The 22474-nt window shown below is 54.4% G+C and carries 22 protein-coding genes, 1 pseudogene and 1 riboswitch; of the genes and pseudogenes, 10 read left to right on the top strand and 13 right to left on the bottom strand.

Going from position 1 to position 22474, the window contains the following annotated elements:
- The first annotated feature begins 29 nt into the window (after positions 1 to 29).
- The 3 genes from pabB to sdaA all read left to right on the top strand — a co-directional run bounded on the left by pabB (position 30) and on the right by sdaA (position 3488).
- Positions 30 to 1358 (top strand): aminodeoxychorismate synthase component 1, encoded by a 1329-nt coding sequence (pabB, locus tag IM295_RS19340; protein ID WP_193067221.1) that lies wholly within the window; start codon positions 30 to 32, stop codon positions 1356 to 1358.
- A 2-nt stretch (positions 1359 to 1360) separates the two neighbouring features.
- Complete coding sequence (locus IM295_RS19335; RefSeq protein WP_028013530.1) at positions 1361 to 1939, top strand: CoA pyrophosphatase; 579 nt, start codon at positions 1361 to 1363, stop codon at positions 1937 to 1939.
- A gap of 184 nt (positions 1940 to 2123) precedes the next feature.
- Positions 2124 to 3488, top strand: coding sequence for an L-serine ammonia-lyase (gene sdaA / locus IM295_RS19330; protein WP_028013531.1), 1365 nt, complete (start codon positions 2124 to 2126; stop codon positions 3486 to 3488).
- 238 nt (positions 3489 to 3726) lie between these two features.
- Here sdaA and yoaE read toward each other — a convergent pair whose 3' ends face one another.
- Positions 3727 to 5286, bottom strand: coding sequence for a CNNM family cation transport protein YoaE (yoaE, locus tag IM295_RS19325; RefSeq protein WP_028013532.1), 1560 nt, complete (start codon positions 5284 to 5286; stop codon positions 3727 to 3729).
- A 462-nt stretch (positions 5287 to 5748) separates the two neighbouring features.
- Here yoaE and manX point away from each other — a divergent pair, with 462 nt between their 5' ends.
- The 5 genes from manX to mntP all read left to right on the top strand — a co-directional run bounded on the left by manX (position 5749) and on the right by mntP (position 9908).
- On the top strand, positions 5749 to 6717 hold the full coding sequence (gene manX / locus IM295_RS19320; RefSeq protein WP_028013533.1) for a PTS mannose transporter subunit IIAB: 969 nt from the start codon (positions 5749 to 5751) through the stop codon (positions 6715 to 6717).
- A gap of 47 nt (positions 6718 to 6764) precedes the next feature.
- Positions 6765 to 7565 carry a PTS mannose transporter subunit IIC gene (gene manY, locus IM295_RS19315; RefSeq protein WP_003859914.1) on the top strand — a complete coding sequence of 267 codons (801 nt, stop codon included), beginning with the start codon at positions 6765 to 6767 and terminating at the stop codon, positions 7563 to 7565.
- A gap of 12 nt (positions 7566 to 7577) precedes the next feature.
- On the top strand, positions 7578 to 8429 hold the full coding sequence (locus IM295_RS19310) for a PTS mannose transporter subunit IID (RefSeq protein ID WP_006810994.1): 852 nt from the start codon (positions 7578 to 7580) through the stop codon (positions 8427 to 8429).
- Between the two features lie 54 nt (positions 8430 to 8483).
- The gene (locus IM295_RS19305; RefSeq protein ID WP_193067197.1) at positions 8484 to 8942 is read left to right on the top strand and encodes a DUF986 family protein; all 459 of its coding nucleotides are present in this window, start codon (positions 8484 to 8486) and stop codon (positions 8940 to 8942) included.
- Between the two features lie 198 nt (positions 8943 to 9140).
- Positions 9141 to 9331, top strand: a riboswitch (yybP-ykoY riboswitch).
- Positions 9332 to 9341: 10 nt separating this feature from the next.
- Positions 9342 to 9908 (top strand): manganese efflux pump MntP, encoded by a 567-nt coding sequence (gene mntP, locus IM295_RS19300; protein ID WP_155026508.1) that lies wholly within the window; start codon positions 9342 to 9344, stop codon positions 9906 to 9908.
- Here mntP and rlmA read toward each other — a convergent pair.
- The 7 genes and pseudogenes from rlmA to mgrB form a co-directional block, all read right to left on the bottom strand.
- The gene (gene rlmA, locus IM295_RS19295) at positions 9905 to 10720 is read right to left on the bottom strand and encodes a 23S rRNA (guanine(745)-N(1))-methyltransferase (RefSeq protein WP_049138827.1); all 816 of its coding nucleotides are present in this window, start codon (positions 10718 to 10720) and stop codon (positions 9905 to 9907) included. The two genes, mntP and rlmA, sit on opposite strands and share 4 nt — an antisense overlap.
- Before the next feature lie 67 nt (positions 10721 to 10787).
- The gene (gene ftsI, locus IM295_RS19290) at positions 10788 to 12494 is read right to left on the bottom strand and encodes a peptidoglycan glycosyltransferase FtsI (protein ID WP_193067196.1); all 1707 of its coding nucleotides are present in this window, start codon (positions 12492 to 12494) and stop codon (positions 10788 to 10790) included.
- A 229-nt stretch (positions 12495 to 12723) separates the two neighbouring features.
- Entirely contained in the window at positions 12724 to 12933 is a 210-nt protein-coding gene (gene cspE, locus IM295_RS19285) for a transcription antiterminator/RNA stability regulator CspE (RefSeq protein WP_001062678.1), read from the bottom strand.
- Between the two features lie 13 nt (positions 12934 to 12946).
- Positions 12947 to 13091: pseudogene (locus IM295_RS19280) on the bottom strand (DUF2627 domain-containing protein).
- Between the two features lie 524 nt (positions 13092 to 13615).
- Positions 13616 to 14605: an MBL fold metallo-hydrolase gene (locus IM295_RS19275; RefSeq protein ID WP_193067195.1), complete on the bottom strand. Its 990-nt coding sequence runs from the start codon at positions 14603 to 14605 to the stop codon at positions 13616 to 13618.
- A 23-nt stretch (positions 14606 to 14628) separates the two neighbouring features.
- Entirely contained in the window at positions 14629 to 14919 is a 291-nt protein-coding gene (locus IM295_RS19270) for a YebO family protein (protein WP_047364849.1), read from the bottom strand.
- A gap of 74 nt (positions 14920 to 14993) precedes the next feature.
- On the bottom strand, positions 14994 to 15137 hold the full coding sequence (gene mgrB, locus IM295_RS19265) for a PhoP/PhoQ regulator MgrB (RefSeq protein ID WP_006175995.1): 144 nt from the start codon (positions 15135 to 15137) through the stop codon (positions 14994 to 14996).
- Between the two features lie 159 nt (positions 15138 to 15296).
- Between mgrB and IM295_RS19260 the strand changes: the two genes are divergently transcribed.
- Positions 15297 to 15536, top strand: a complete 240-nt coding sequence (locus tag IM295_RS19260; protein WP_041909477.1) for a YobH family protein — start codon at positions 15297 to 15299, stop codon at positions 15534 to 15536.
- A 65-nt stretch (positions 15537 to 15601) separates the two neighbouring features.
- On the opposite strand, the gene kdgR is transcribed toward IM295_RS19260, so the two are convergent.
- Complete coding sequence (kdgR, locus tag IM295_RS19255) at positions 15602 to 16393, bottom strand: DNA-binding transcriptional regulator KdgR (RefSeq protein ID WP_014884288.1); 792 nt, start codon at positions 16391 to 16393, stop codon at positions 15602 to 15604.
- A gap of 178 nt (positions 16394 to 16571) precedes the next feature.
- On the opposite strand from kdgR, the gene IM295_RS19250 reads away from it, so the two are divergent.
- Entirely contained in the window at positions 16572 to 17945 is a 1374-nt protein-coding gene (locus IM295_RS19250; protein ID WP_193067194.1) for an MFS transporter, read from the top strand.
- 50 nt (positions 17946 to 17995) lie between these two features.
- On the opposite strand, the gene htpX is transcribed toward IM295_RS19250, so the two are convergent.
- From htpX to IM295_RS19230, 4 genes are all read right to left on the bottom strand, one after another.
- The gene (gene htpX / locus IM295_RS19245) at positions 17996 to 18877 is read right to left on the bottom strand and encodes a protease HtpX (RefSeq protein WP_010432647.1); all 882 of its coding nucleotides are present in this window, start codon (positions 18875 to 18877) and stop codon (positions 17996 to 17998) included.
- A gap of 193 nt (positions 18878 to 19070) precedes the next feature.
- Positions 19071 to 21119, bottom strand: a complete 2049-nt coding sequence (gene prc / locus IM295_RS19240; RefSeq protein WP_193067193.1) for a carboxy terminal-processing peptidase — start codon at positions 21117 to 21119, stop codon at positions 19071 to 19073.
- A gap of 19 nt (positions 21120 to 21138) precedes the next feature.
- A complete protein-coding gene (gene proQ / locus IM295_RS19235; protein WP_028013543.1) occupies positions 21139 to 21825 on the bottom strand; it encodes an RNA chaperone ProQ in 687 nt (228 codons plus the stop codon).
- A gap of 96 nt (positions 21826 to 21921) precedes the next feature.
- Positions 21922 to 22419, bottom strand: coding sequence for a GAF domain-containing protein (locus IM295_RS19230; protein WP_008500476.1), 498 nt, complete (start codon positions 22417 to 22419; stop codon positions 21922 to 21924).
- Positions 22420 to 22474 lie beyond the last annotated feature (55 nt).

The raw sequence follows: 22474 nt of genomic DNA, 5'->3' as shown, positions 1-22474 counted from the left end.
ATTTCACGCTGCCCGGTAGTATGCCATACATGAACATGCGCTTCCCCACTGTTGTTACCTTACCCTGGCGCGCTGACGCCGCTGAGTTCTGGTTTGCCCGTCTGAGCCATCTTCCTTTTGCTATGCTGCTGCACTCCGGCCATGCGGATCACCCGTACAGCCGCTTCGATATTCTGGTGGCCGATCCCCTGAAAACGCTGACGACCGACGATCTGTCGACGACGGACGATCCGCTGATGCAGCTTCAGCAGGAAATCAACGCGCTGGGCTTATCCGCTACCCCTAACCTGGACCTGCCCTTCCAGGGCGGCGCGCTGGGCCTGTTTGGCTACGATTTGGGTCGCCGCTTCGAAATGCTGCCCGAGCATGCGCAGGCGGATATTGCCCTGCCGGACATGGCCGTGGGGCTGTATGACTGGGCGTTGATTGTGGACCACCAGAAAAAAAGGGTCTCCCTGCTGAGCCATGATGACGTGCAGGCGCGTCTGGCCTGGCTTGAGGCACAGAAGCCTGCTCCAGCTGAAGCGTTCACCCTGACCTCCGGCTGGCGCTCGAACATGACCGCGCCGGAATACGCGGAAAAATTCTCCCGCGTGCAGGCCTATCTGCAAAGCGGCGACTGCTATCAGGTTAACCTTGCCCAGCGTTTCCAGGCAGCATACCAGGGGGACGAGTGGCAGGCGTTTACCCGTCTCAATGCCAGCAACAGGGCTCCGTTCAGCGCGTTTGTACGTCTGGAACAGGGGGCCATCCTCAGCCTGTCGCCGGAGCGTTTTATCCATCTGGCGGAAGGGACGATTCAAACCCGCCCGATTAAAGGCACGCTGCCGCGCCTTGCCGATCCGGACGCCGATCGCCAGCAGGCGGAGAAACTCGCCGGGTCACCGAAGGATCGCGCCGAAAACCTGATGATTGTCGACCTGATGCGTAACGATATTGGCCGGGTCGCCGAACCAGGCAGCGTGCGCGTGCCGGAGCTGTTCGTCGTCGAGCCTTTCCCGGCAGTGCATCATCTGGTCAGTACCATCACCGCGCGTCTGCCCGCCTCCCGCACCGCCTGCGATCTGCTCCGGGCCGCGTTCCCGGGCGGCTCCATCACCGGTGCGCCAAAAATTCGCGCCATGGAAATCATCGACGAACTGGAACCGCACCGCCGCAACGCCTGGTGCGGCAGCATCGGCTATATCAGCCTGTGCGGCACCATGGATACCAGCATTACCATTCGCACGCTGACGGCCTGCGACGGCAATCTGTACTGTTCTGCGGGCGGCGGCATTGTGGCGGACAGCCAGGTCGAGGCGGAATATCAGGAAACCTTTGATAAGGTGAACCGCATCCTGAAGCAACTGGAGAACTAACGGTGGAGAAAGAGAACCTGACGCTGGATGATTTTCTGTCGCGCTTTCAGCTGCTACGGCCGCAGGTCAACCGCGCCACGCTGAATCAGCGTCAGGCGGCGGTGCTGATCCCGGTGGTGCGCCGGGAACAGCCGGGCCTGCTGCTTACGCAGCGTTCGCCGCATATGCGCAAACACGCCGGTCAGGTGGCCTTCCCGGGAGGCGCAGTGGACAGCACCGATGCGTCGCTGATTGCCGCCGCGCTGCGGGAAGCGCAGGAGGAGGTGGCGATCCCGCCTGACGCGGTGGAAGTCATCGGCGTGCTGCCGCCCGTCGACAGCGTGACCGGCTTTCAGGTCACGCCGGTCGTCGGCATTATCCCCCCCAATCTTCAGTATCACGCCAGCGTCGACGAAGTCTCTGCGGTGTTTGAGATGCCGCTTGAAGAGGCGCTCCGGCTAAGCCGCTATCATCCGCTGGATATCCATCGCCGGGGGCATGACCATCGGGTCTGGTTGTCCTGGTATCAGCATTATTTTGTCTGGGGCATGACGGCGGGCATCATTCGTGAACTGGCGCTACAAATCGGCCTGAAGCCTTGACTATACTTTACATTCCAGCCTTTTTTGCAGGTTTGCGATCCGCGTCGCGCTATTAGCAAAACCCATCGCTAACCATTAGTTTAATTCATGTGAATAGTTAAGCCGAGGTTGGTGTTCCCTCTTACACTATGCGCAGTTATAACATCGTTACTGGAACCCCGGTAACCCTGTCAGGAGTGTGAAAGTGATTAGTATATTCGACATGTTCAAAGTGGGGATTGGTCCTTCTTCTTCCCACACTGTAGGGCCGATGAAGGCCGGTAAACAGTTCGTCGATGATCTGGTCGAAAAAGGATTACTGGAAAGCGTTACCCGTGTCGCCGTAGACGTTTACGGTTCACTGTCATTAACGGGTAAAGGCCACCACACCGATATCGCCATTATTATGGGTCTGGCGGGCAATATGCCGGACACTGTTGATATTGATGCCATCCCGGCATTCATCCGCGACGTGGAAGCGCGCGGTCGCCTGCTGCTGGCTAACGGTCAGCACGAAGTGGATTTTCCGCAGGATGACGGCATGCGTTTTCGCAGCGACAACCTGCCGCTGCATGAAAACGGCATGACTATCCACGCCTGGAGCGGCGAAAAAGAGATCTACAGCAAAACCTACTACTCCATCGGCGGTGGCTTCATCGTTGACGAAGAGCATTTCGGTAAAGAGAGCGCGGGCGACGTGAACGTGCCCTATCCGTTCAAATCGGCCACCGAGATGCTGGGCTACTGCAAAGAGACCGGTTTGTCGCTGTCCGGCATGGTGATGCAGAACGAGCTGGCGCTGCACAGCAAAAAAGAGATCGAAGACTATTTTGCCAACGTGTGGCAAACCATGCGCGCCTGTATCGATCGCGGGATGAACACCGAAGGCGTACTGCCAGGGCCACTGCGCGTGCCGCGTCGTGCCTCTGCCCTGCGCCGTATGCTGGTGACCACGGACAAATTCTCTAACGACCCGATGAACGTGGTTGACTGGGTGAACATGTTTGCTCTGGCGGTGAACGAAGAGAACGCCGCAGGGGGGCGCGTCGTGACTGCGCCAACCAACGGTGCGTGCGGGATCGTTCCGGCTGTGCTGGCCTACTACGATCACTTTATCGAGCCTGTGACGCCGGATATTTATATCCGTTATTTCCTCGCGGCAGGCGCTATCGGCGCGCTGTACAAGATGAACGCGTCCATTTCAGGCGCTGAAGTGGGCTGTCAGGGTGAAGTAGGCGTGGCCTGCTCCATGGCGGCGGCCGGTCTGGCAGAGCTGCTGGGCGCAAGCCCTGAACAGGTTTGCGTGGCTGCGGAAATTGGCATGGAGCATAACCTCGGTCTGACCTGTGATCCGGTCGCAGGCCAGGTGCAGGTGCCGTGCATTGAGCGTAACGCGATTGCCTCCGTCAAAGCGATTAACGCCTCACGCATGGCGATGCGCCGTACCAGCGAACCACGCGTGTCGCTGGATAAGGTTATCGAAACCATGTACGAAACCGGCAAAGACATGAACGCGAAGTACCGTGAAACGTCGCGCGGCGGTCTGGCCATTAAGGTGCAGTGCGACTAATCCTCTCTTTCGCCCATCCGCAACGGATGGGCGAATTTCTCCCTTCATTCTCGTCTCCTTCTTCTTTCCCCACTACACTTTTACGGTCGCGGCTGCTCGCGCTCGGCCTGACATCAGGCAGCGGCTAAATAGCGAACGGGTTGAGAGAGAAGCAGGCGCGGTAGTAGCCACAATGGCTGGCGGGAAAATCTTCCCCGCCAGAAGATCGTAACGGGCACATCGTACCCGTTAAGCAGACTTATTCGTCTTCGTCGTGTGCAGACTGTTCTTTAACAATGCGGACCAGATCGACGCGGTAGTCGTTAGCTTCAACGATAGTGATGTGCAATGGAGGAAGCTCGATCACATCCCCGACGCGGGGGATCTGACCGTTTACGGCGATAACCAGCCCCGCCACGGTTGCGATGTCTTCTTCATCGTTAACCACGTTTTCCAGCCCCAGCGTATGCGAGAGCGCGTGCAGGTCGGTCGCACCTTTGACCAGCCAGCCTTCGCCGTCGGCCACAATCTCAGGCGTTTCGTCTTCATCCGGGAATTCACCGGCAATCGCTTCAAGCACGTCCAGCGGCGTCACCAGCCCCTGTACCACACCAAACTCGTTGGTGACGATAACAAAGCTACCGCGCGCGCGACGCAATACGCCCAGCAGGTTGATCGGATCCAGCGTTTCCGGTACGACAATCGCCGGCGACGAAGCTGCAATGGCCTCCACGTTGACGCCCTCTTCCAGCGCCACCAGCATCTCTTTCGCCCGAACCACGCCGATGATTTCATCCAGCTCACCGCGGCATACCGGGAACAGGCTGTGCGGAGATGAGAGCAATTGCTGACGAATTTCATCCACGCTCAGGTTTGCATCGACCCAGCTAATTTCCCCGCGCGGCGTCATGATGCCGCGCAGCGAGCGGGAAGCCAGGGAGAGCACGCCGTTAATCATGTAGCGTTCTTCTTCCACAAACGCCCCTTCCGGAACCGGCACCGGGTTACGGTTTTCAGGGTCAGACTGGACGTTCACCTGACGGCGTCCGCCCATCAGGCGCAGAATGGCGTCCGCCGTACGGGCGCGCAGCGGCTGATTTGACTGCTGCTTAATAAAGTTACGGCGCGCAATCTGGTTGAACAGTTCGATCAGGATCGAGAAGCCAATCGCGGCGTACAGGTAGCCTTTCGGAATATGGAAGCCGAAACCTTCCGCCACCAGGCTCAAACCAATCATCAGCAGGAAGCTCAGACAGAGCACGACCACCGTCGGATGCTGGTTGACGAAGCGCGTCAGCGGTTTCGAGGCCAGCAGCATCACCGCCATCGCAATCACGACAGCCGCCATCATCACCGGCAGGTGGTTCACCATACCGACCGCGGTAATCACCGCATCCAGCGAGAAGACTGCATCCAGCACCACAATTTGCAGCACCACGACCCAGAAGCTGGCGTAGCCCTTACCGTGACCATCATCATGCTGCCGGTTCTCCAGCCGTTCATGCAGCTCTGTTGTCGCTTTGAAGAGCAGGAATATCCCCCCGATTAGCATGATCAAATCACGGCCGGAGAAGGTGTAATCCATGACGGAGAACAGCGGTTTGGTCAGCGTGACCATCCACGAGATCACGGAGAGCAGCCCCAGTCGCATGACCAGCGCCAGCGAGAGTCCAATCAGACGCGCTTTATCACGCTGTTTTGGCGGCAGCTTGTCCGCAAGGATGGCGATAAACACCAGGTTATCGATGCCGAGAACGATCTCCAGTACGACCAGCGTGAGCAGTCCCACCCAGATTGACGGGTCCATTAAGAATTCCATGACAAGCTCCTGCTAAAGGAATGACAAAACGGTGCCCCACTCAACGTGGGCAAATAAGAGGCAGACAGAGTTGATACGTGGCGTGGTTCGCCGGTGAAAAAGGCGCGGAATGGCCTGGTAGATGACTGACGTCGGTGACGGTCCATATAGTGGGCTGTAGCCCTATACTCCTGAACAAGTAAACGGAGGCTAAACATATCAGAGAGACTGTGTTTTTAGCAAAGATTTACGTTCCTTTGCAAAGTTCTGTAACACAGCGGCTATACGCTACAGATAATTCTGTAACGCGTGGCTAAATTACGGATCTTCATCACATAAATTATTTTTTCACTATCTAAAATAATTCGCGGAAGTCTTAGTTTTTTGAACTCTAACCCTTATCTGAATCGATTCGGTTCGCCAATACGATTCTCAGTACGTCTGCCCGGCAGGCGTATTAATGATAATAAAAGGAGGTAGCAAGTGACCATTGCTATTGTCATAGGCACACATGGTTGGGCTGCTGAGCAGCTACTCAAAACGGCAGAGATGCTGTTGGGCGAGCAGGAAAACGTCGGCTGGATCGATTTCGTTCCCGGTGAAAATGCCGAGACGCTGATTGAGAAGTACAACGCTCAACTCGCGAAGCTGGATACCAGCAAAGGCGTGCTGTTTCTCGTCGATACATGGGGCGGCAGTCCGTTTAATGCTGCCAGCCGCATTGTCGTCGATAAAGAGCATTATGAAGTCGTCGCCGGGGTAAACATTCCCATGCTGGTGGAAACCTTTATGGCGCGCGACGACAACCCAGGCTTCGATGAGCTGGTCGCGCTGGCCGTTGAAACCGGCCGCGAAGGGGTGAAAGCCCTGAAGGCTCAGCCGGTTGAAAAACCCGCCCCTGCCCCGGCTGCGGCGGCACCGAAAGCAGCGGCACCGGCAAAACCGATGGGACCGAACGATTACATGGTTATCGGCCTGGCGCGTATTGATGACCGTCTGATTCACGGACAGGTTGCGACTCGCTGGACCAAAGAGACCAACGTACAGCGTATCATCGTGGTCAGTGACGAAGTGGCCGCCGACACTGTCCGTAAAACCCTTCTGACTCAGGTTGCACCACCGGGCGTTACCGCGCACGTGGTGGATGTCGCCAAGATGATCCGCGTTTACAACAACCCGAAATATGCGGGTGAACGCGTGATGCTCCTGTTTACTAACCCGACAGACGTCGAGCGCATTGTTGAAGGCGGCGTGAAAATCACCTCCGTGAACATCGGCGGTATGGCTTTCCGTCAGGGCAAAACGCAGGTCAACAACGCGATTTCAGTTGATGCGAAAGATATCGAGGCGTTCAACAAGCTGAATGCCCGCGGTATTGAGCTGGAAGCCCGTAAGGTTTCCACTGACCAGAAACTGAAAATGATGGATTTGATCGGTAAAGTCGGGAAATAAGCCCGCGCCGGTTTTTCACATAAAGCTTATGTTATAGGAGAAGTACAATGGAGATTACCACTCTTCAGATTGTGCTGGTGTTCATCGTCGCGTGTATTGCGGGTATGGAATCCGTACTTGATGAATTTCAGTTCCACCGCCCTCTGGTGGCCTGTACGCTGATCGGTGCCGTTCTGGGTGATATGAAAACCGGTATCATCATCGGTGGTACGCTGGAAATGATCGCCCTGGGCTGGATGAACATCGGTGCCGCCGTTGCGCCTGATGCCGCACTGGCCTCTATCATCTCAACCGTTCTGGTTATTGCCGGTCATCAGAGTATTGGTGCAGGTATTGCCCTTGCCATTCCTCTGGCCGCAGCAGGCCAGGTGCTGACCATCATCGTTCGTACCATCACCGTGGCCTTCCAGCACGCGGCGGATAAGGCGGCCGAGAACGGCAACCTCACGGCACTCTCCTGGATCCACGTGTCGTCCCTGTTCCTGCAGGCGATGCGTATCGCAATCCCGGCGGTTATCGTTGCGATCTCTGTCGGCACCAGTGAAGTTCAGGGCATGCTGAACGCGATTCCTGAAGTGGTCACCAGCGGTCTGAACATCGCGGGCGGTATGATCGTCGTGGTAGGTTACGCGATGGTCATCAACATGATGCGCGCGGGCTACCTGATGCCGTTCTTCTACCTCGGCTTCGTCACCGCAGCATTCACCAACTTCAACCTGGTTGCGCTGGGCGTGATTGGTGCCGTGATGGCGATTCTCTACATCCAGCTCAGCCCGAAATACAACCGTGTTGCGGGTGCCCCAGCGCAGGCTGCTGGTAACAACGATCTCGATAACGAACTGGACTAACAGGTGAGCGAAATGGTTGATATGACAAAAACTACCACCGAGAAAAAACTCACTCCGGGTGATATTCGTGGCGTGTTCATCCGTTCTAACCTGTTTCAGGGTTCATGGAACTTCGAACGTATGCAGGCGCTGGGCTTCTGCTTCTCAATGGTGCCGGCGATAAAACGCCTCTACCCTGAGAACAACGAAGCACGCCGTCAGGCGATTAAGCGTCATCTGGAATTCTTCAACACCCATCCTTACGTCGCGGCTCCGGTTCTGGGCGTGACGCTGGCGATGGAAGAGCAGCGTGCGAACGGCGCGGAGATTGACGATGGTGCCATCAACGGTATCAAAGTCGGTCTGATGGGTCCGCTGGCCGGCGTGGGCGACCCTATCTTCTGGGGTACTGTTCGTCCGGTCTTCGCGGCGCTGGGTGCCGGGATCGCGATGAGCGGCAGCCTGCTCGGTCCTCTGCTGTTCTTTATCCTGTTCAACGCGGTACGTCTGCTGACCCGTTACTACGGCGTGGCCTACGGCTACCGTAAGGGCGTGGACATCGTTAAGGATATGGGCGGCGGCTTCCTGCAGAAACTGACCGAGGGGGCGTCTATTCTCGGCCTATTTGTGATGGGGGCGCTGGTTAACAAGTGGACGCACGTGAACATCCCGCTGGTGGTTTCGACCATCACCGGTCAGGATGGTCAAACCCGCGTCACCACCGTGCAGACGATTCTGGACCAGCTGATGCCTGGCCTGGTGCCGCTGCTGTTGACCTTCGCCTGTATGTGGCTGCTGCGTAAGAAAGTGAACCCGCTGTGGATCATCGTTGGCTTCTTCGTCATCGGTATCGCGGGCTACGCTGTCGGCCTGCTGGGCCTGTAAAACATTGCGTTATCGACCGGGGGCTTGCCCCCGGTCTTTTTATCTGGAGGATGAATGACTGTTACGGACATCGTACTGGTGTTGTTTATTGTTGCCCTTCTGGCTTACGCGATCTATGACGAGTTCATTATGCCTCGCCGTAACGGCGAGACGCTGCTAACCCTTCCCCTCTTACGCCGTGGACGCATTGATGCATTTATCTTCGCCGGCCTGGTGGTCATTCTGATTTACAATAACGTGACCAGCCACGGTGCAATATTAACCACATGGTTATTATGTGCGCTGGCATTAATGGCGATTTACCTGTTCTGGATCCGCTCGCCGAAACTCATTTTTAAAAAACAGGGATTCTTCTTCGCCAACGTATGGATAGAATATAACCGCATTAAAGAGATGAATATATCCGAAGACGGCGTGTTAGTGATGCAATTAGAACAGCGCCGCCTGCTCATTCGGGTCAAAAATATTGATGACCTTGAGAAAATCTACACATTACTTGTTAAAACTCAATAAGTTAACATTATAACCTCGGCTATATATTGTGATATTCTTTCGCAAAGAATATAGCCGTTGCTATATCTTCTCTCCTCTTTGACTTATATTTATTAACGATATTTTCACGCATAAACCTAAATGAAAATCGTTATCAAAGACGCAGATAAATTAAGCCTTGCTCGTTGTTGTTTTATATTCTCAAAATATGTTAAGGTTGCGCCCGTCGTTGGGGAGTAGCCGATTTCCTGCACGCAGGAAATGTACGCGTCAACATACTCGTTGAAAAACGTGGCGCGTACGGATCGCTTTCAGCACGATTACCGTGCAAAAGAGATCAGGCGAGACCATAGATACATCAACTGCTGTTTACTGGGGGCAGTGATGTGTCATATGGATATCCCCGGTCTGGACGCTCTTATGAACATCTCCGCTACGATCCTTCTCGCTTTTGGCATGTCCATGGATGCATTTGCCGCCTCCATCGGCAAAGGCGCCACGCTCCACAAACCTAAATTCACAGAAGCTCTGCGCACCGGTCTGATCTTTGGTGCCATCGAAACGCTGACGCCGCTCATCGGCTGGGGTTTGGGCATGCTCGCCAGCCAGTTCGTGCTGGAGTGGAACCACTGGATTGCGTTCGTCCTGCTGGTGTTTCTCGGAAGCCGAATGATGATTGAAGGTTTTCGCGGGAATGATGATGAAGATGAAGCACCGCTGCACCGCCACGGTTTCTGGCTGCTGGTCACCACGGCAATTGCCACCAGCCTGGACGCCATGGCCGTCGGGGTGGGTCTGGCATTCCTGCAGGTCAATATTATCGCCACCGCGCTGGCCATTGGCTGTGCAACGCTGATTATGTCCACGCTGGGCATGATGGTCGGGCGGTTTATCGGCCCGCTGCTGGGTAAACGCGCCGAGATCTTAGGCGGAATTGTGCTGATCGGCATTGGTGCCCAGATCCTCTGGGCACACTTCGCGCCTTAAGCGTCGCGCTGCCAGACGTGGATACTGAAATCCGTCTGGCAGCCAAACGTCGTCCGAGCCGCTAACGCATCCCATACTTCCGGCTTTGCCCGCCACGCGAACGGCGTCATCTGCAGCAGGGCTACCGCTTCTTCCCCGTTCAAATTCATTTCATACGCCACTGAATGCTCCTGCTTCAGCGTAAAGCCTGTCAGCTGTTCAGAGTGTGGGGCATGCAGACGCACCTCGTCGTAAATGAGTCCCTTCAGCTCCATCAGGTGACGCGGACCCGGCGTGACGGTTATCACCCAGCCTCCGGGCTTCACGACGCGCGCCAGCTCGTCTGCCTTACACGGCGCGTAGATGCGGATAATGGCATCCATACTGGCATTATCAAACGGCAGCCGGTGGCTGGATGCCACGCAAAACGTCACGCCAGCGTAACGTTTAGCCGCCGCGCGGATCGCCACTTTCGACACGTCGAGACCGAATGTCACGGCCCCCTTCTCCCGCACCACATCCGCAAATCGTGCGGTGTAGTACCCTTCCCCGCAGCCGATATCAAGCATGGCGGACGCCGAATCAGGCAGTAAGTCACCCAGCATCTGCGCCACCGTCTCCCGCAGCGGCAGATAGTGCCCGGCATCGAGAAACGCCCTGCGCGCCTGCATCATCTCTGCGCTATCGCCCGGATCGCGGGAGCGCTTGTGCTGCACCGGAAGAAGATTCACATACCCTTCTTTCGCCATATCAAACTGATGTCCCTGCGGACAGGCATAACTTTTATCTGAGCGCGTCAGTGACGCGTGGCAAAGGGGACAGCTGAAGGACATGGAAACTCCGGGAGATAAACCAAAGGGCGAAGTGTACCGCTATTCGCCCTGCTATAAAACGGCTGGATTACCGCATGACGATAAGGTGGTCTGAACCGGCCGGCAGGCCATCGGGTTTGATATTCTCCAGGCGCAGCACGTTGCCCATGATTTCACTGAAGACCGGCGCGGAAACCGCCCCGCCATAGTAGGCCCCGTTTTGTGGATCGTTAATCACCACCACCAGGGCGAAACGCGGGTCGCTGGCAGGCGCAACGCCTGCGGTATAGGCGACGTATTTATCGACATATTTGCCGCTATCATCAATTTTCTTCGCCGTCCCGGTCTTAACCGCCACGCGATAATCGCGAACGGCGGCCTTAACGCCCCCGCCGCCGGGCAGCGCGACGCTTTCCATCATGTGCTCCACTTCATGCGCGATCTCCTCCGGCATGACGCGGTGGCCGATAACCGGGGGATCGATGCGGGTGATGGAGAGTGGACGCTCAAGCCCGAAGCCGCCAATCGTCGCGTAGACGTGGGCAAGCTGGAGCGGTGTGACCATCAGGCCGTAGCCAAAGGCAAAAGTCGCACGGTCTAGCTGACTCCAGTATTTACGCTGTGGCAACAGCCCGGCGCTTTCGCCCGTTAAGCCCAGCCCCGTGTTGGTGCCAAACCCAAAGTTTCGATAGGTATCAATAAGATGCTTGACAGGCATCGCCAGCGAGAGCCGGGATACGCCGGTGTCGCTCGATTTTTGCAGGATCCCGGTCATGGTCAGCTCAGGATAATAACCCACGTCGCGGATACGATGCCCGTCAAGGGTATACGGGTGGGTATCAATGACGCTGTCCGGCTGGACCAGCCCCTGCTGCAGAGCCGTCATCAACACCAGCGGCTTGACGGTCGAACCGGGCTCGAACGTATCGCTGATTGCCCGGTTGCGAAAATCGTTTATCGTCGCGCCTTCCCGGTTATTGGGATTGAAATCCGGATAGCTCGCCATGGCGAGTATTTCCCCGGTGGGGATATTAATGAGCACCGATGCCCCTGACTCGGCCTTATTCCAGGCGACGGCATTGTCCAGCGCGTCTTCGGTAATGGTTTGCAGCCGCTCGTCAATACTCAACTGGATGTTATGTGCCGGCGTGGGCGCCACTTCCGTCAGGTTTTCAACCACGCGCCCGTAGCGATCCTCCCGGACCTGTCGGACACCCGCTTTACCGGTCAGCTGAGTATTGAAGCTTTTCTCCACCCCTTCAATGCCCTGCCCGTCAATATTGGTGAAGCCAATCAGGTTTGCCGCCACGTGGCCTGCCGGGTAAAAGCGGCGGGATTCATCGCGCAAATTAATGCCGGGTAAATTGAGCTTATCAATCCACTTCGCCTGAGCAGGATCGACCTGACGCGCCAGGTAGATGAAGCGTCCCTGGGGGTTGGCGTTAATTCGTGATGAAAGGGTGCTCAACGAGAGGTGCAGCGCGCTCGCCAGCGCCTGCCAGCGTTCATCAAACCCAACGCCCCCTTTTGCCAGCACCGTTTTAGGATCGGCCCATACGGCCCGGACGGGCACGCTGACCGCCAGCGGTCGCCCTTCACGATCCATAATCATCCCACGCGGCGCATCAATCGCCAGCTGACGGAGGGATCGCATATCTTCTTGCTTCACCAGATTGTCAGGTTTGATGATTTGTAGCCAGGCAACGCGGCCAAGTAAAAAGGCCAGACTGCAGAAAATAGCGAAACAGAGCAGCGCAAAACGCGCCGGCGTGAAATTGCCAGCGGTTAATATCATTTTTTTCTTCACCTGAACCCCAGAGCTGTTAAACAACGCTCTGATTTAACGAGAAAAGATGCGCTTAGGGAGGCGAAACTGTGATACTAACCTCGCAGCTTTGCAACAAGTTGCTAACAAGACCGTAGATAGTAATATTTTGAAAGATAGGGAATAAAAAAGCCCCGCATGATGCGAGGCTTTATGTCTGAGAGTGAAGCGCTATGCGCCCCAGTCAGCAGCGGTTCGATCAGATAGCAGTTACGTTAACTGCAGCTGGGCCTTTCTGGCCGTCCTGAATTTCGAACTCAACGTTCTGGCCTTCGGCCAGAGTTTTGAAGCCGTTACCCTGGATTGCAGAGAAGTGTACGAACACGTCTTTGCTGCCATCAGCAGGAGTAATGAAACCAAAACCTTTAGACTCGTTGAACCACTTAACTTGACCTTTAATCTTTGCCATTTTGCAAAATTCCTTAGAGTGTTTTCTTAGCCCGCAGGCATTAACTGAGATAAAACTGAGACATTACTGCATGAGGCACTAATATAAGGTTCGGCAGAGAAGCGGTATTCAACGACAACGTGTTTACTCAGGACTTCTTTACTGAAAATGCCACACATAAACAGAACTGTACCTCGTTTGACCCAAAACGTGTTATCACACACTATGTTTAATATGGCAAGCCATTTTTAAACATGTCTCGATCCGCCGCACAAATTCGAACACTGTCTGTAAGGAATTGCACAATTATGCGCTTCTCAAACAGACGGCTATACTCCCTTACACAGACTCAACGCTGCTTGCACAACCGCTGTAATCTAAGACTTTTTTAACATAGCTCAATCATTACAATGCGTCCAGCAGTCGGGAAAAGAAATCTTTGGCGTTGATTGAGTTAGAACAAATTGTGAAAACTTATGCTTAAATCATTGTAACGTGACCGTATTGTTTCAGCCAAAAACGATGTTAATAATCCGCACCCTTCTGTATTAAAATCCATCAGGTAATTAGCAGTGTTATGCACCAAAATAATGAAATTTTTATGACTCTGCATCAAAACAAGGCAAGCAAAACGTTTCGATAAAATTAAAATTTTCCTGACGACGAATACATACACAATATACGCAACAATTTATCGCTTCGTTTATAAGGGTAAATACTCGCCAACTTTCAGTATCCTGAAAGTATTATTAACTGGTGCTACATTATCCAGCGCATCAGTTAATTCTTTTTTGGGGTCATCCAGCGCTTCATCCGCCAGCTCAAACACGCCCCAGTGAACAGGGAACGCCAGCGGGCAACCTAACTGTTGCCACAGCGCAACGGCAGACTGGGGATCCATATGGTGTACGGCCATAAACCATCGCGGAGCATAGGCGCCAACGGGCAATGCTGCAGCATCAATTTTCCCCAAACGTTCCGGTATCAACAGCAGCTCAGGCGAATAGCCGGTATCGCCACTAAACCAGAACCGGTGATGCCGCCCTTCAAAGACCCAGCCGCACCACAATGAGCGATTGCGGTTCCAGAGCGTGCGCATACTCCAGTGCTGCGCCGGTACGGCGGATAATGTTATCCCCTGCCAGGTAAAACTCTGCCACCAGTCGAGCTCAACCAACTGTTTTGCGCCCCGGCGGCGAAACCAGCCGCCCAGGCCTAAAGGAACAAACACACTGACGTCGGGAAAGCGTTTGAGAATGTGGCGAACAGTGAGTTCATCAAGATGATCGTAATGGTTATGCGAGATAACGACCGCGTCAAGCTGGTGCAGTTGAGCGACAGAGAGTGCCGGAGGCGTTCTACGCTGCGGCCCTAAGAAAGGAAGTGGAGAAGCGCGCCTTGAAAAAACGGGATCGGTAAGAAGGATATTGCCGTCCAGCTGCAGCAGTATGCTCGCATGTCCGAGCCACCACGCCCCATCCTGCTGCGGCTGCTGAAGATCGGCCGGTTGCCACCACCGCCGGATAAAGTCATCGTAGCCGAGCGCGGGCGGCTTCGGTAAGCCAGCGGCTTTGCGTTCTTTGCGCCAGCGGTCAAGGTCGCCAGGCTGGTGTCCTGCAGAAGTGGTATTACGAAAACCGTTTGGGGTGTGATGTTTCAGGGAGGGGTCATACCAGGGATTTTTCCAGACCACTGCCACCTCCCGGAATAATACGATTAACGCTCAGCCACCAGGCGGATAAAATCGTCTTGATCGTTGTTCTCGTCAGCGACCGCTTCTTTTTGTGCTTCTTTCTCTTCCGGCTCGTTAGCCTCGCACAGACGACGCAACAGTGCATTCTGCCGTTTTTGCTGCTCAAGCAGCGCTTCCAGCAGTTCGATCTGCTCATTGGTACGTGAACTGGCACGGTTTACGAAAAACCAAATGACCAGCCCCACCAGCAGAACAACCAAAGAGATCGTCAGGGATGCCATATTTAGCAGCCCTGAATTCAGTAACTCACCCATTTCACCACCTCAATAAAAACGTCTATTTTACCACTGGCGCGAAGGAAGGAAATCACCTGAAGAAAAAATGCGTGCTACCACGGAATAAACTTATTGATTGCGCAAACGCCGCTAAAAAACTGTACATCCTGATCGCACATCACGTTGATAGTCTGCGTCCACAACACCACGCACGCTATCAGCACGATAATCAGAATCACCCAGCGTATTTTTTTCACTCCACACTCCGTTTACAGACCTGATATGACCAGGTTATCACGGTTATCTTAAACAAGGACTAACTGTAGCGCCATCAGGCTCTTTTCAGAATCCTGCACTTGTTTCATTACGTAAACCGGTTAGGCTAGCGTCATGATAACAATGATAAAGAGGTAATAATGCGCTTAATTATTCGTACAATTGTTGCACTGGCGATACTCTGGATTGGCCTTCTTTTAACGGGTTATGGCGTGCTGGTGGGAAGCACCGAAAACGCCGCAGGGTTAGGCATTCAATGTAAGTATTTAACAGCACAGGGAGTCAGCACGGCGCAGTATCTCCATTCAGATAGCGGGATCATTGGGTTAACCAACTGCCCGGTACTGCGTAAGACCTCCGTCGTGATTGATAATGGCTGAGCCACAGCGTTAACGACGAATAAAAAACGCCGCAAAAATGCGGCGTTTTTTTATGCTAACCGGGGTTAGAACGGATAGTCGTGGTAACCCATCTGTTCAGAAATTTTACGCGCGGCGGTATGCAGAATAGCCACGTACTCGTGCAGGCGCTCTTCCGAGAAGCGAAGCGTTGGGAAAGAGATGCTCAACCCTGCGATCACGACGCCAAAACGGTCAAACACCGGAACGCCAATACAGCGCAGCCCTTCTTCCTGCTCTTCGTTATCTTCGCCGTACCCTTGCTCACGCACCTTGTCGAGCACCGTTAATAACTCATCGGTGTTAGTAATGGTGCGTTCAGTGCTGCGTTTGTACTCCACGCCATCGAGGATCTGTTTAACTTCTTCACGATCGCGCCACGCCAGCAGAACCTTACCGATTGCCGTGCTGTAAAGCGGGTTGCGACGACCAATGCGCGAATACATACGCAGGTTATACATGGAGTCAATTTTATGGATGTAAACAATACTGTCTTCATCCAGCGCGCCCAGGTGGATAGTCTCTTTGGTCAGGCGGGAGATCTCGCGCATCTGAATATCCGCGCTACGGATCAGATCCACGTTTTGCAATGCCCGGGCACCCAGTTCAAACAGTTTCAGCGTCAGAGAATATTTTTCAGATTCGCCTTCCTGTGCAACGTAACCCAGTGATTTCATGGTTTGCAAAAAGCGGTAAACGGTGCTTTTCGACATCATCACGCGCTGTGACAACTCTGTGATACCAATTTCACGCTCTTCCCCGAGCGCCTGTAAGATGCCAAACACCTTCAGCACGGAAGAAACTGAATCTGGCTGTTTATCCAAATCCGCAATTGCCATTTACCACCTCATAGAGAGTGTTTTATAAAAATCAGAACCGGTTTTTATTATAAATTCCCGTCATGTTACCTGCAATCAATCTGCGTTTACTTCGTTACAAATCTGCGACATAAAACGGTGTTAACGATGCTAAAATAGTTACCCTGAGAATAATTTCACTCTGAGCTATTTATCCCCGATGGAAAAGAACCTTTCCGATGGCCTGCCTTTGCCCCAGCGGTATGGCGCTATCGCTACGATTATTATTGGTATCTCAATGGCCGTTCTTGACGGCGCGATTGCGAACGTTGCCCTTCCCACCATTGCCACCGATCTGCATGCTTCCCCGGCCAGTTCGATATGGATTGTTAACGCCTATCAGATTGCGATTGTGGTTTCCCTGCTCTCCTTTTCTTTTCTGGGCGATATGTTCGGCTACCGTCGGGTATATCAGTGCGGGCTGGTGGTATTTACCTTTACATCACTGCTGTGCGCCCTTTCGGACTCTCTGCATACGCTGACGCTGGCGCGCATCGCGCAAGGTTTTGGCGGCGCGGCGCTGATGAGCGTCAATACGGCGCTAATCCGCCTAATCTATCCGCACCGCCATCTGGGCCGCGGCATGGGGATAAATTCGTTTATTGTCGCGGTCTCTTCTGCCGCCGGGCCAACGATTGCAGCGGCCATTCTTTCTGTCGCCTCGTGGCAGTGGCTGTTCGCCATAAACGTGCCGCTGGGTATCGTGGCCATCTTCTTTGCCCTGCGATTTCTCCCCGCTAACGGCCCGAAAAGCACCATGCCGCGCTTTGACGTAGCAAGCGCGGTGATGAATGCGCTCACCTTTGGTCTGCTGATTACCGCCCTGAGCGGTTTTGCGCAGGGTCAATCCCTGATGCTAACCGCCGTGGAGCTTGTTGCCCTGCTGGTGACGGGCTTCTTCTTTGTTCGCCGCCAGCTTGCCCTGCCGGTGCCCTTACTGCCAGTCGATCTGCTGCGTATTCCCCTCTTTTCGCTTTCCATCTGCACCTCCGTCTGCTCATTCTGCGCCCAGATGCTGGCTCTGGTTTCTCTGCCCTTCTTCCTGCAAAGCGTGATAGGACGTTCCGAAGTGGAGACCGGGCTGCTGTTAACCCCCTGGCCGCTGGCGACGATGGTGATGGCACCGCTGGCAGGTTACTTAATAGAACGTGTACATGCCGGTTTGTTGGGCGCGGTGGGGCTGGCCGTGATGGCAACAGGTCTCTTCGCGCTGGCGCTGCTGCCATCATCGCCAGGGGATCTGGACATCATCTGGCGCATGATCCTGTGCGGAGCCGGATTTGGCCTGTTTCAGTCTCCCAACAACCACACCATTATTACCTCTGCGCCGCGCCACCGCAGCGGAGGTGCCAGCGGCATGCTGGGGACCGCGCGTCTGCTGGGGCAAAGCACCGGTGCGGCGCTGGTTGCCCTGATGTTTAACCTTGCCGGGCAAAACGGCAACCACGTTGCGCTTATCACCGCAGGTGCGCTTGCCACCCTTGCAGCCATCGTCAGCGGGTTGCGCGTGACCCAACCCGGCGCTCAGGCATAAAAAAAGCCGGGCGGAGTCTTCTCCTGCCCGGCTTATTTAAGCGCTTAGCGTTACTTCAGGTATTCTCCACTGCGCAGCGCTTCAATACGTTTATCCAGCGGCGGGTGAGACATAAACAGCTCGCTCAGCGACTTTGATTTGCCGTTGATGCAGAAGGCCATCATGCTGTTCGCTTCCTGCGGCTCGTAGCTGGTTTTCAGACGCTGCAGGGCGGCAATCATCTTTTCACGCCCTACCAGCTTCGCTGAACCGGCATCCGCATGGAACTCACGGTGACGGGAGAACCACATGGTGATAATGCTGGCCAGAATACCGAACACCAGTTCCAGCACCATCGATACGGCGAAGTAGATCAGCGGATTACCGTTGCTCTCTTCACCTTCATCACGGTTGCCGCCCATGAAGCCAGCCGCAATCTGCGCCAGGATACGGGAGATGAAGATAACGAAGGTGTTCACCACACCCTGAATCAGGGTCATGGTCACCATGTCACCGTTGGCGATATGGCTGATTTCGTGCGCGATAACCGCTTCGGCTTCATCACGGCTCATGTTCTGCAACAACCCGGTGCTCACGGCAACCAGCGACGCATCACGACGGGCACCCGTAGCAAACGCGTTAATATCCGGGGCATGGTAAATAGCAACCTGCGGCATCGCAATGCCTGCCTGCTTAGACTGCTGTGCCACCGTATTCATCAGCCACTGTTCCATATCGTTACGCGGCTGTTCAATCACCTCACCGCCTACGGATTTCAGCGCCATCCACTTTGACATCAGCAGGGAAATGAAAGAGCCACCAAAACCAAACAGCAGCGCCATAATCAACAGACCCTGAACGCTGCTCGACTGAATTCCCGTCAGGCTTAGCACTAGCCCGAAAACCACCATCACCGCCAGGTTGGTGAGCAGGAAGAGCGCGATTCGCATCATAATTTTCTTTTAACCTCAGTTTAACAAAACGCACTATGCGATTACCCACATCGTATGGGTATTACGGCTATTTTCAAGCATCCGGTGGGCGTAAGTCACCAGAAAGACACAACTTTACACAATTGGAAATCAGCCTGACGGAAGGATGCAGAACAAAAAGAAACAGGCACAATTTCTTGTGCCTGTTGGGAGATTATTTTGCCGGAGCGGGCTGTACGGCAGGCTTCTCTTTTTCCAGATTCGCCAGGTCGAGCGCGATATGCACCGTCTCGTCCAGGTACGGATCCGGCTCCTGGTAATCTTTTGGCAGATCGTCCAGTTTCTTGAGCAGAGGCTTACCTTCTCGCTTGAAGCGATCGTTGATACGCGCCAGACGCGTTGCGTCGTCCTCGTTGTTCTCTTTTTCACGCTGAGCGTAGTTCAGAGAAACAATATTCCGCTTATCTTTCAGGGCATTGAAACGCGCAATGTCCTTCATGATGTACTGGAATTCCGGGTCTTTCGCGATGCGTTCATTATGCGCTTTCAGCAGCTCAGGGCCAAACTGCGTCATATCACCCGCCTTCACGAATGTCGCAGCATTGATGCTGTCCCACGGCAACGCGTTATCTTCAAACTTCTCGCCGGTTTCGGTCTCTTCCGTGCCGGTCGGCATCATGATATCCGGCGTTACGCCTTTACGCTGCGTACTGCCGCCGTTAACGCGGTAGAACTTCTGAATGGTGTACTGAACGGAGCCCAGCGCAGGCCATTCCGGACGCAGCATCTGATCGTAAATACGGTTCAGCGAGCGATACTGCTGAACAGTACCTTTGCCGAAGGTGGGCTCACCCACGATTAGCGCGCGGCCATAGTCCTGCATTGCAGCGGCAAAGATTTCAGATGCGGACGCGCTGAAGCGGTCAACCAGGACCACCAGCGGGCCTTTGTAATAGACCACACCGTCGTTATCAGCATCTTCACGAACTTTGCCGTTGTTATCACGCACCTGTACAACCGGGCCAGACGGGATAAACAGGCCTGAGAGCGACACCGCTTCGGTCAGCGCACCGCCACCGTTCGTGCGCAGGTCGATGATGACGCTGCTCACGTTCTGCTTCTCAAGTTTCTGCAGCTGAACTTTTACATCGTCGGTCAGCCCCACGTAGAAGCCAGGGATATCCAGGACACCCACCTTCTCTTTACCCACGGTTTTCACCGACATTTTCACCGCGCGGTCTTCCAGACGGATACGCTCGCGGGTAAGGGTCACGATACGGGTTTTGGTGCCTTTACCGGCAGGCAGAATTTCCAGACGAACTTTGCTGCCTTTCGGACCTTTGATCAGCGCAACCACATCGTCCAGACGCCAGCCAATGACATCAACCATGCTCTGACCGGTTTGTCCTACTCCCACAATGCGATCGCCTACGCTTATCGCTTTGCTTTTGGATGCCGGGCCGCCCGCGACCATGGAGTTGATCACCGTGTAGTCATCATCCATTTGCAGTACCGCGCCAATACCTTCCAGAGACAGGCTCATCTCAGTATTGAACTGTTCGGTATTGCGTGGAGAGAGATAGTTGGTGTGCGGATCGATTTCGTGCGCAAAGGCGGTCATCGCCAGCGAGAAAACATCTTCACTGTTGGTCTGCGCCAGACGGCGAATGGCAAATTTGTAACGACGCGTCAGCGTGTCGCGGATCTCTTTTTCATCTTTGCCGGTCAGCTTGAGGCTTAGCTCATCGTATTTGACCTTTCCATCCCACAGCGCGTTCAGCTCGGCTTCGTCTTTCGGCCAGGGCGCTTTGCTGCGATCGAGATTAAAGGTGTCGTTGCCGGTGAAGTCCATTGGACGTTCCAGCACTTTCAGCGCGTACTGATAGCGTTCAAAGCGGCGCTTTTGCGACAGGTTGTAGAGATCGTAGAACAGCTCCAGCTTGCCTGACCGCAGCTCATCACCCACCTCGGATTTGCGCTTAGCGAACTGCTCGACATCGCTGGCGAGCAAAACGTTATGGCTGTAATCCAGCAAGTTCAGATAGCGGTCAAAGATTTTGGCCGAAAAGGCCTGATCGAGATCGAACTGACGATAGTGCGAGCGGGTAAAGCGAGAGGTTACACGCTCGCTTACCGTCGCGTGCTGCGTCTCTTCCTTGAGTACCGGAATTTGATCAACACGCGTGATATCGTCCACTGCGAAAGCGTGACCTGTTATGGCAAACAGGCCCGCCAGCGCGGTGAGCTTAAAAAAAGTGTTCATGCCAGGCTTGGCCTCCGTTTCAGAACAACAAGTGTTCTGCGCGTACAATCATTGACATACCAGAAGTCAGCTGTACACGAACGCCATCTTTGGTGATTTCCAGTACGGTGGCGTCCATTGCGTTGTTGCCCGCTTTTACCTTCAGAGCCTGACCCACGCTCAGGGCGTTAATGTCAGAAACCGGAGTATGGCGCTGCTCTTCACGAGGCGCACGAGGGGCTTTCGCTGCTGGTTTGTCTGCACGCGGTTTGCGATCGTTATTGTCGTGACGACGCGGCGCAGGACGTGGTTTACGCTCACGACGAGGCGCTTCTTCCTGGCCGTTTGCCGCTGCGGCTTCGCGTTTTTTCGCCTGCTGTTCTGCACGTTGTGCCTGAACGCGTGCTTTGGCTTCTTCCAGCTGCTTGCGCGCGTGTTCTACGTGCTGCTCGTCCAGCTCGCCGCAAGGGTTGCCGTCGAGATCCACGCGGGTCGCGCCCGGTTTGATACCGTACAGGTAACGCCAGCTCGAAGTATAAAGACGTAAGGCAGAACGCAGCTGAGTTTTGCTGAGGTTCATTTCCCCTTCAACACGCGCTACCAGATCCTGAAAAATACCGACTTTCAGGGGACGTGCTTCACCTTCCGCGCTGAAGCACTGCGGGAAACGCTCGGCCAGAAATGCGATAACTTCTTTACTGCTATTCAACTTAGGTTGATTTTCCATGAAATTTCCTGATTACAACGGACGTTGCCAACAAGCGCAGGCATGAACAGGCGTCATTATAATGACGCTATCAGTAAATGCTACGTTATCCGTTGATTATCCTGCGACGCTCGCAAAGAATTTTTGATAATCGGTTGCAGCGAGGACGTTTTCCAGATTCGCCACCAGCTCGCGCAGCCCCTGTTCGTCCTCGGTTGTAAAGCGACTGAAGACCGTACTGTCGATATCCAGAACGCCAATAATCTGATTTTTTACCACCAGCGGCAGAACGATCTCTGAATTGCTGGCAGCATCACAGGCGATATGCCCGTCAAACGCATGAACATCTTCCACGCGCTGAACCTGATTCTCGGCCACCGCGGTACCGCATACGCCGCGTCCTACCGGAATACGCACGCAGGCCAGTTTGCCCTGAAACGGACCCAGCACCAGCGTTTCACCTTCCAGGAGGTAAAAGCCAGCCCAGTTCACATCGGATAGCCGTTCGAACAGCAATGCGCTAGTATTTGCCAGAGTGGCTAAGAAGCTGGTTTCACCTGCCATCAATGCCTTAAAATCGCGGTTCAGATCCGCGTAGAATTCTGTTTTGTTCATTATTCAATCACTTAGTTGTCTTACAAAATTACCGCATAGCCTATTAAAATAAGCA

Origin of the sequence: Enterobacter cloacae complex sp. P14RS (assembly GCF_014895895.1) — a bacterium.
In the GTDB taxonomy this organism is placed as follows: domain Bacteria; phylum Pseudomonadota; class Gammaproteobacteria; order Enterobacterales; family Enterobacteriaceae; genus Enterobacter; species Enterobacter bugandensis.
This window is presented reverse-complemented; position numbering and strand designations above follow the sequence as displayed.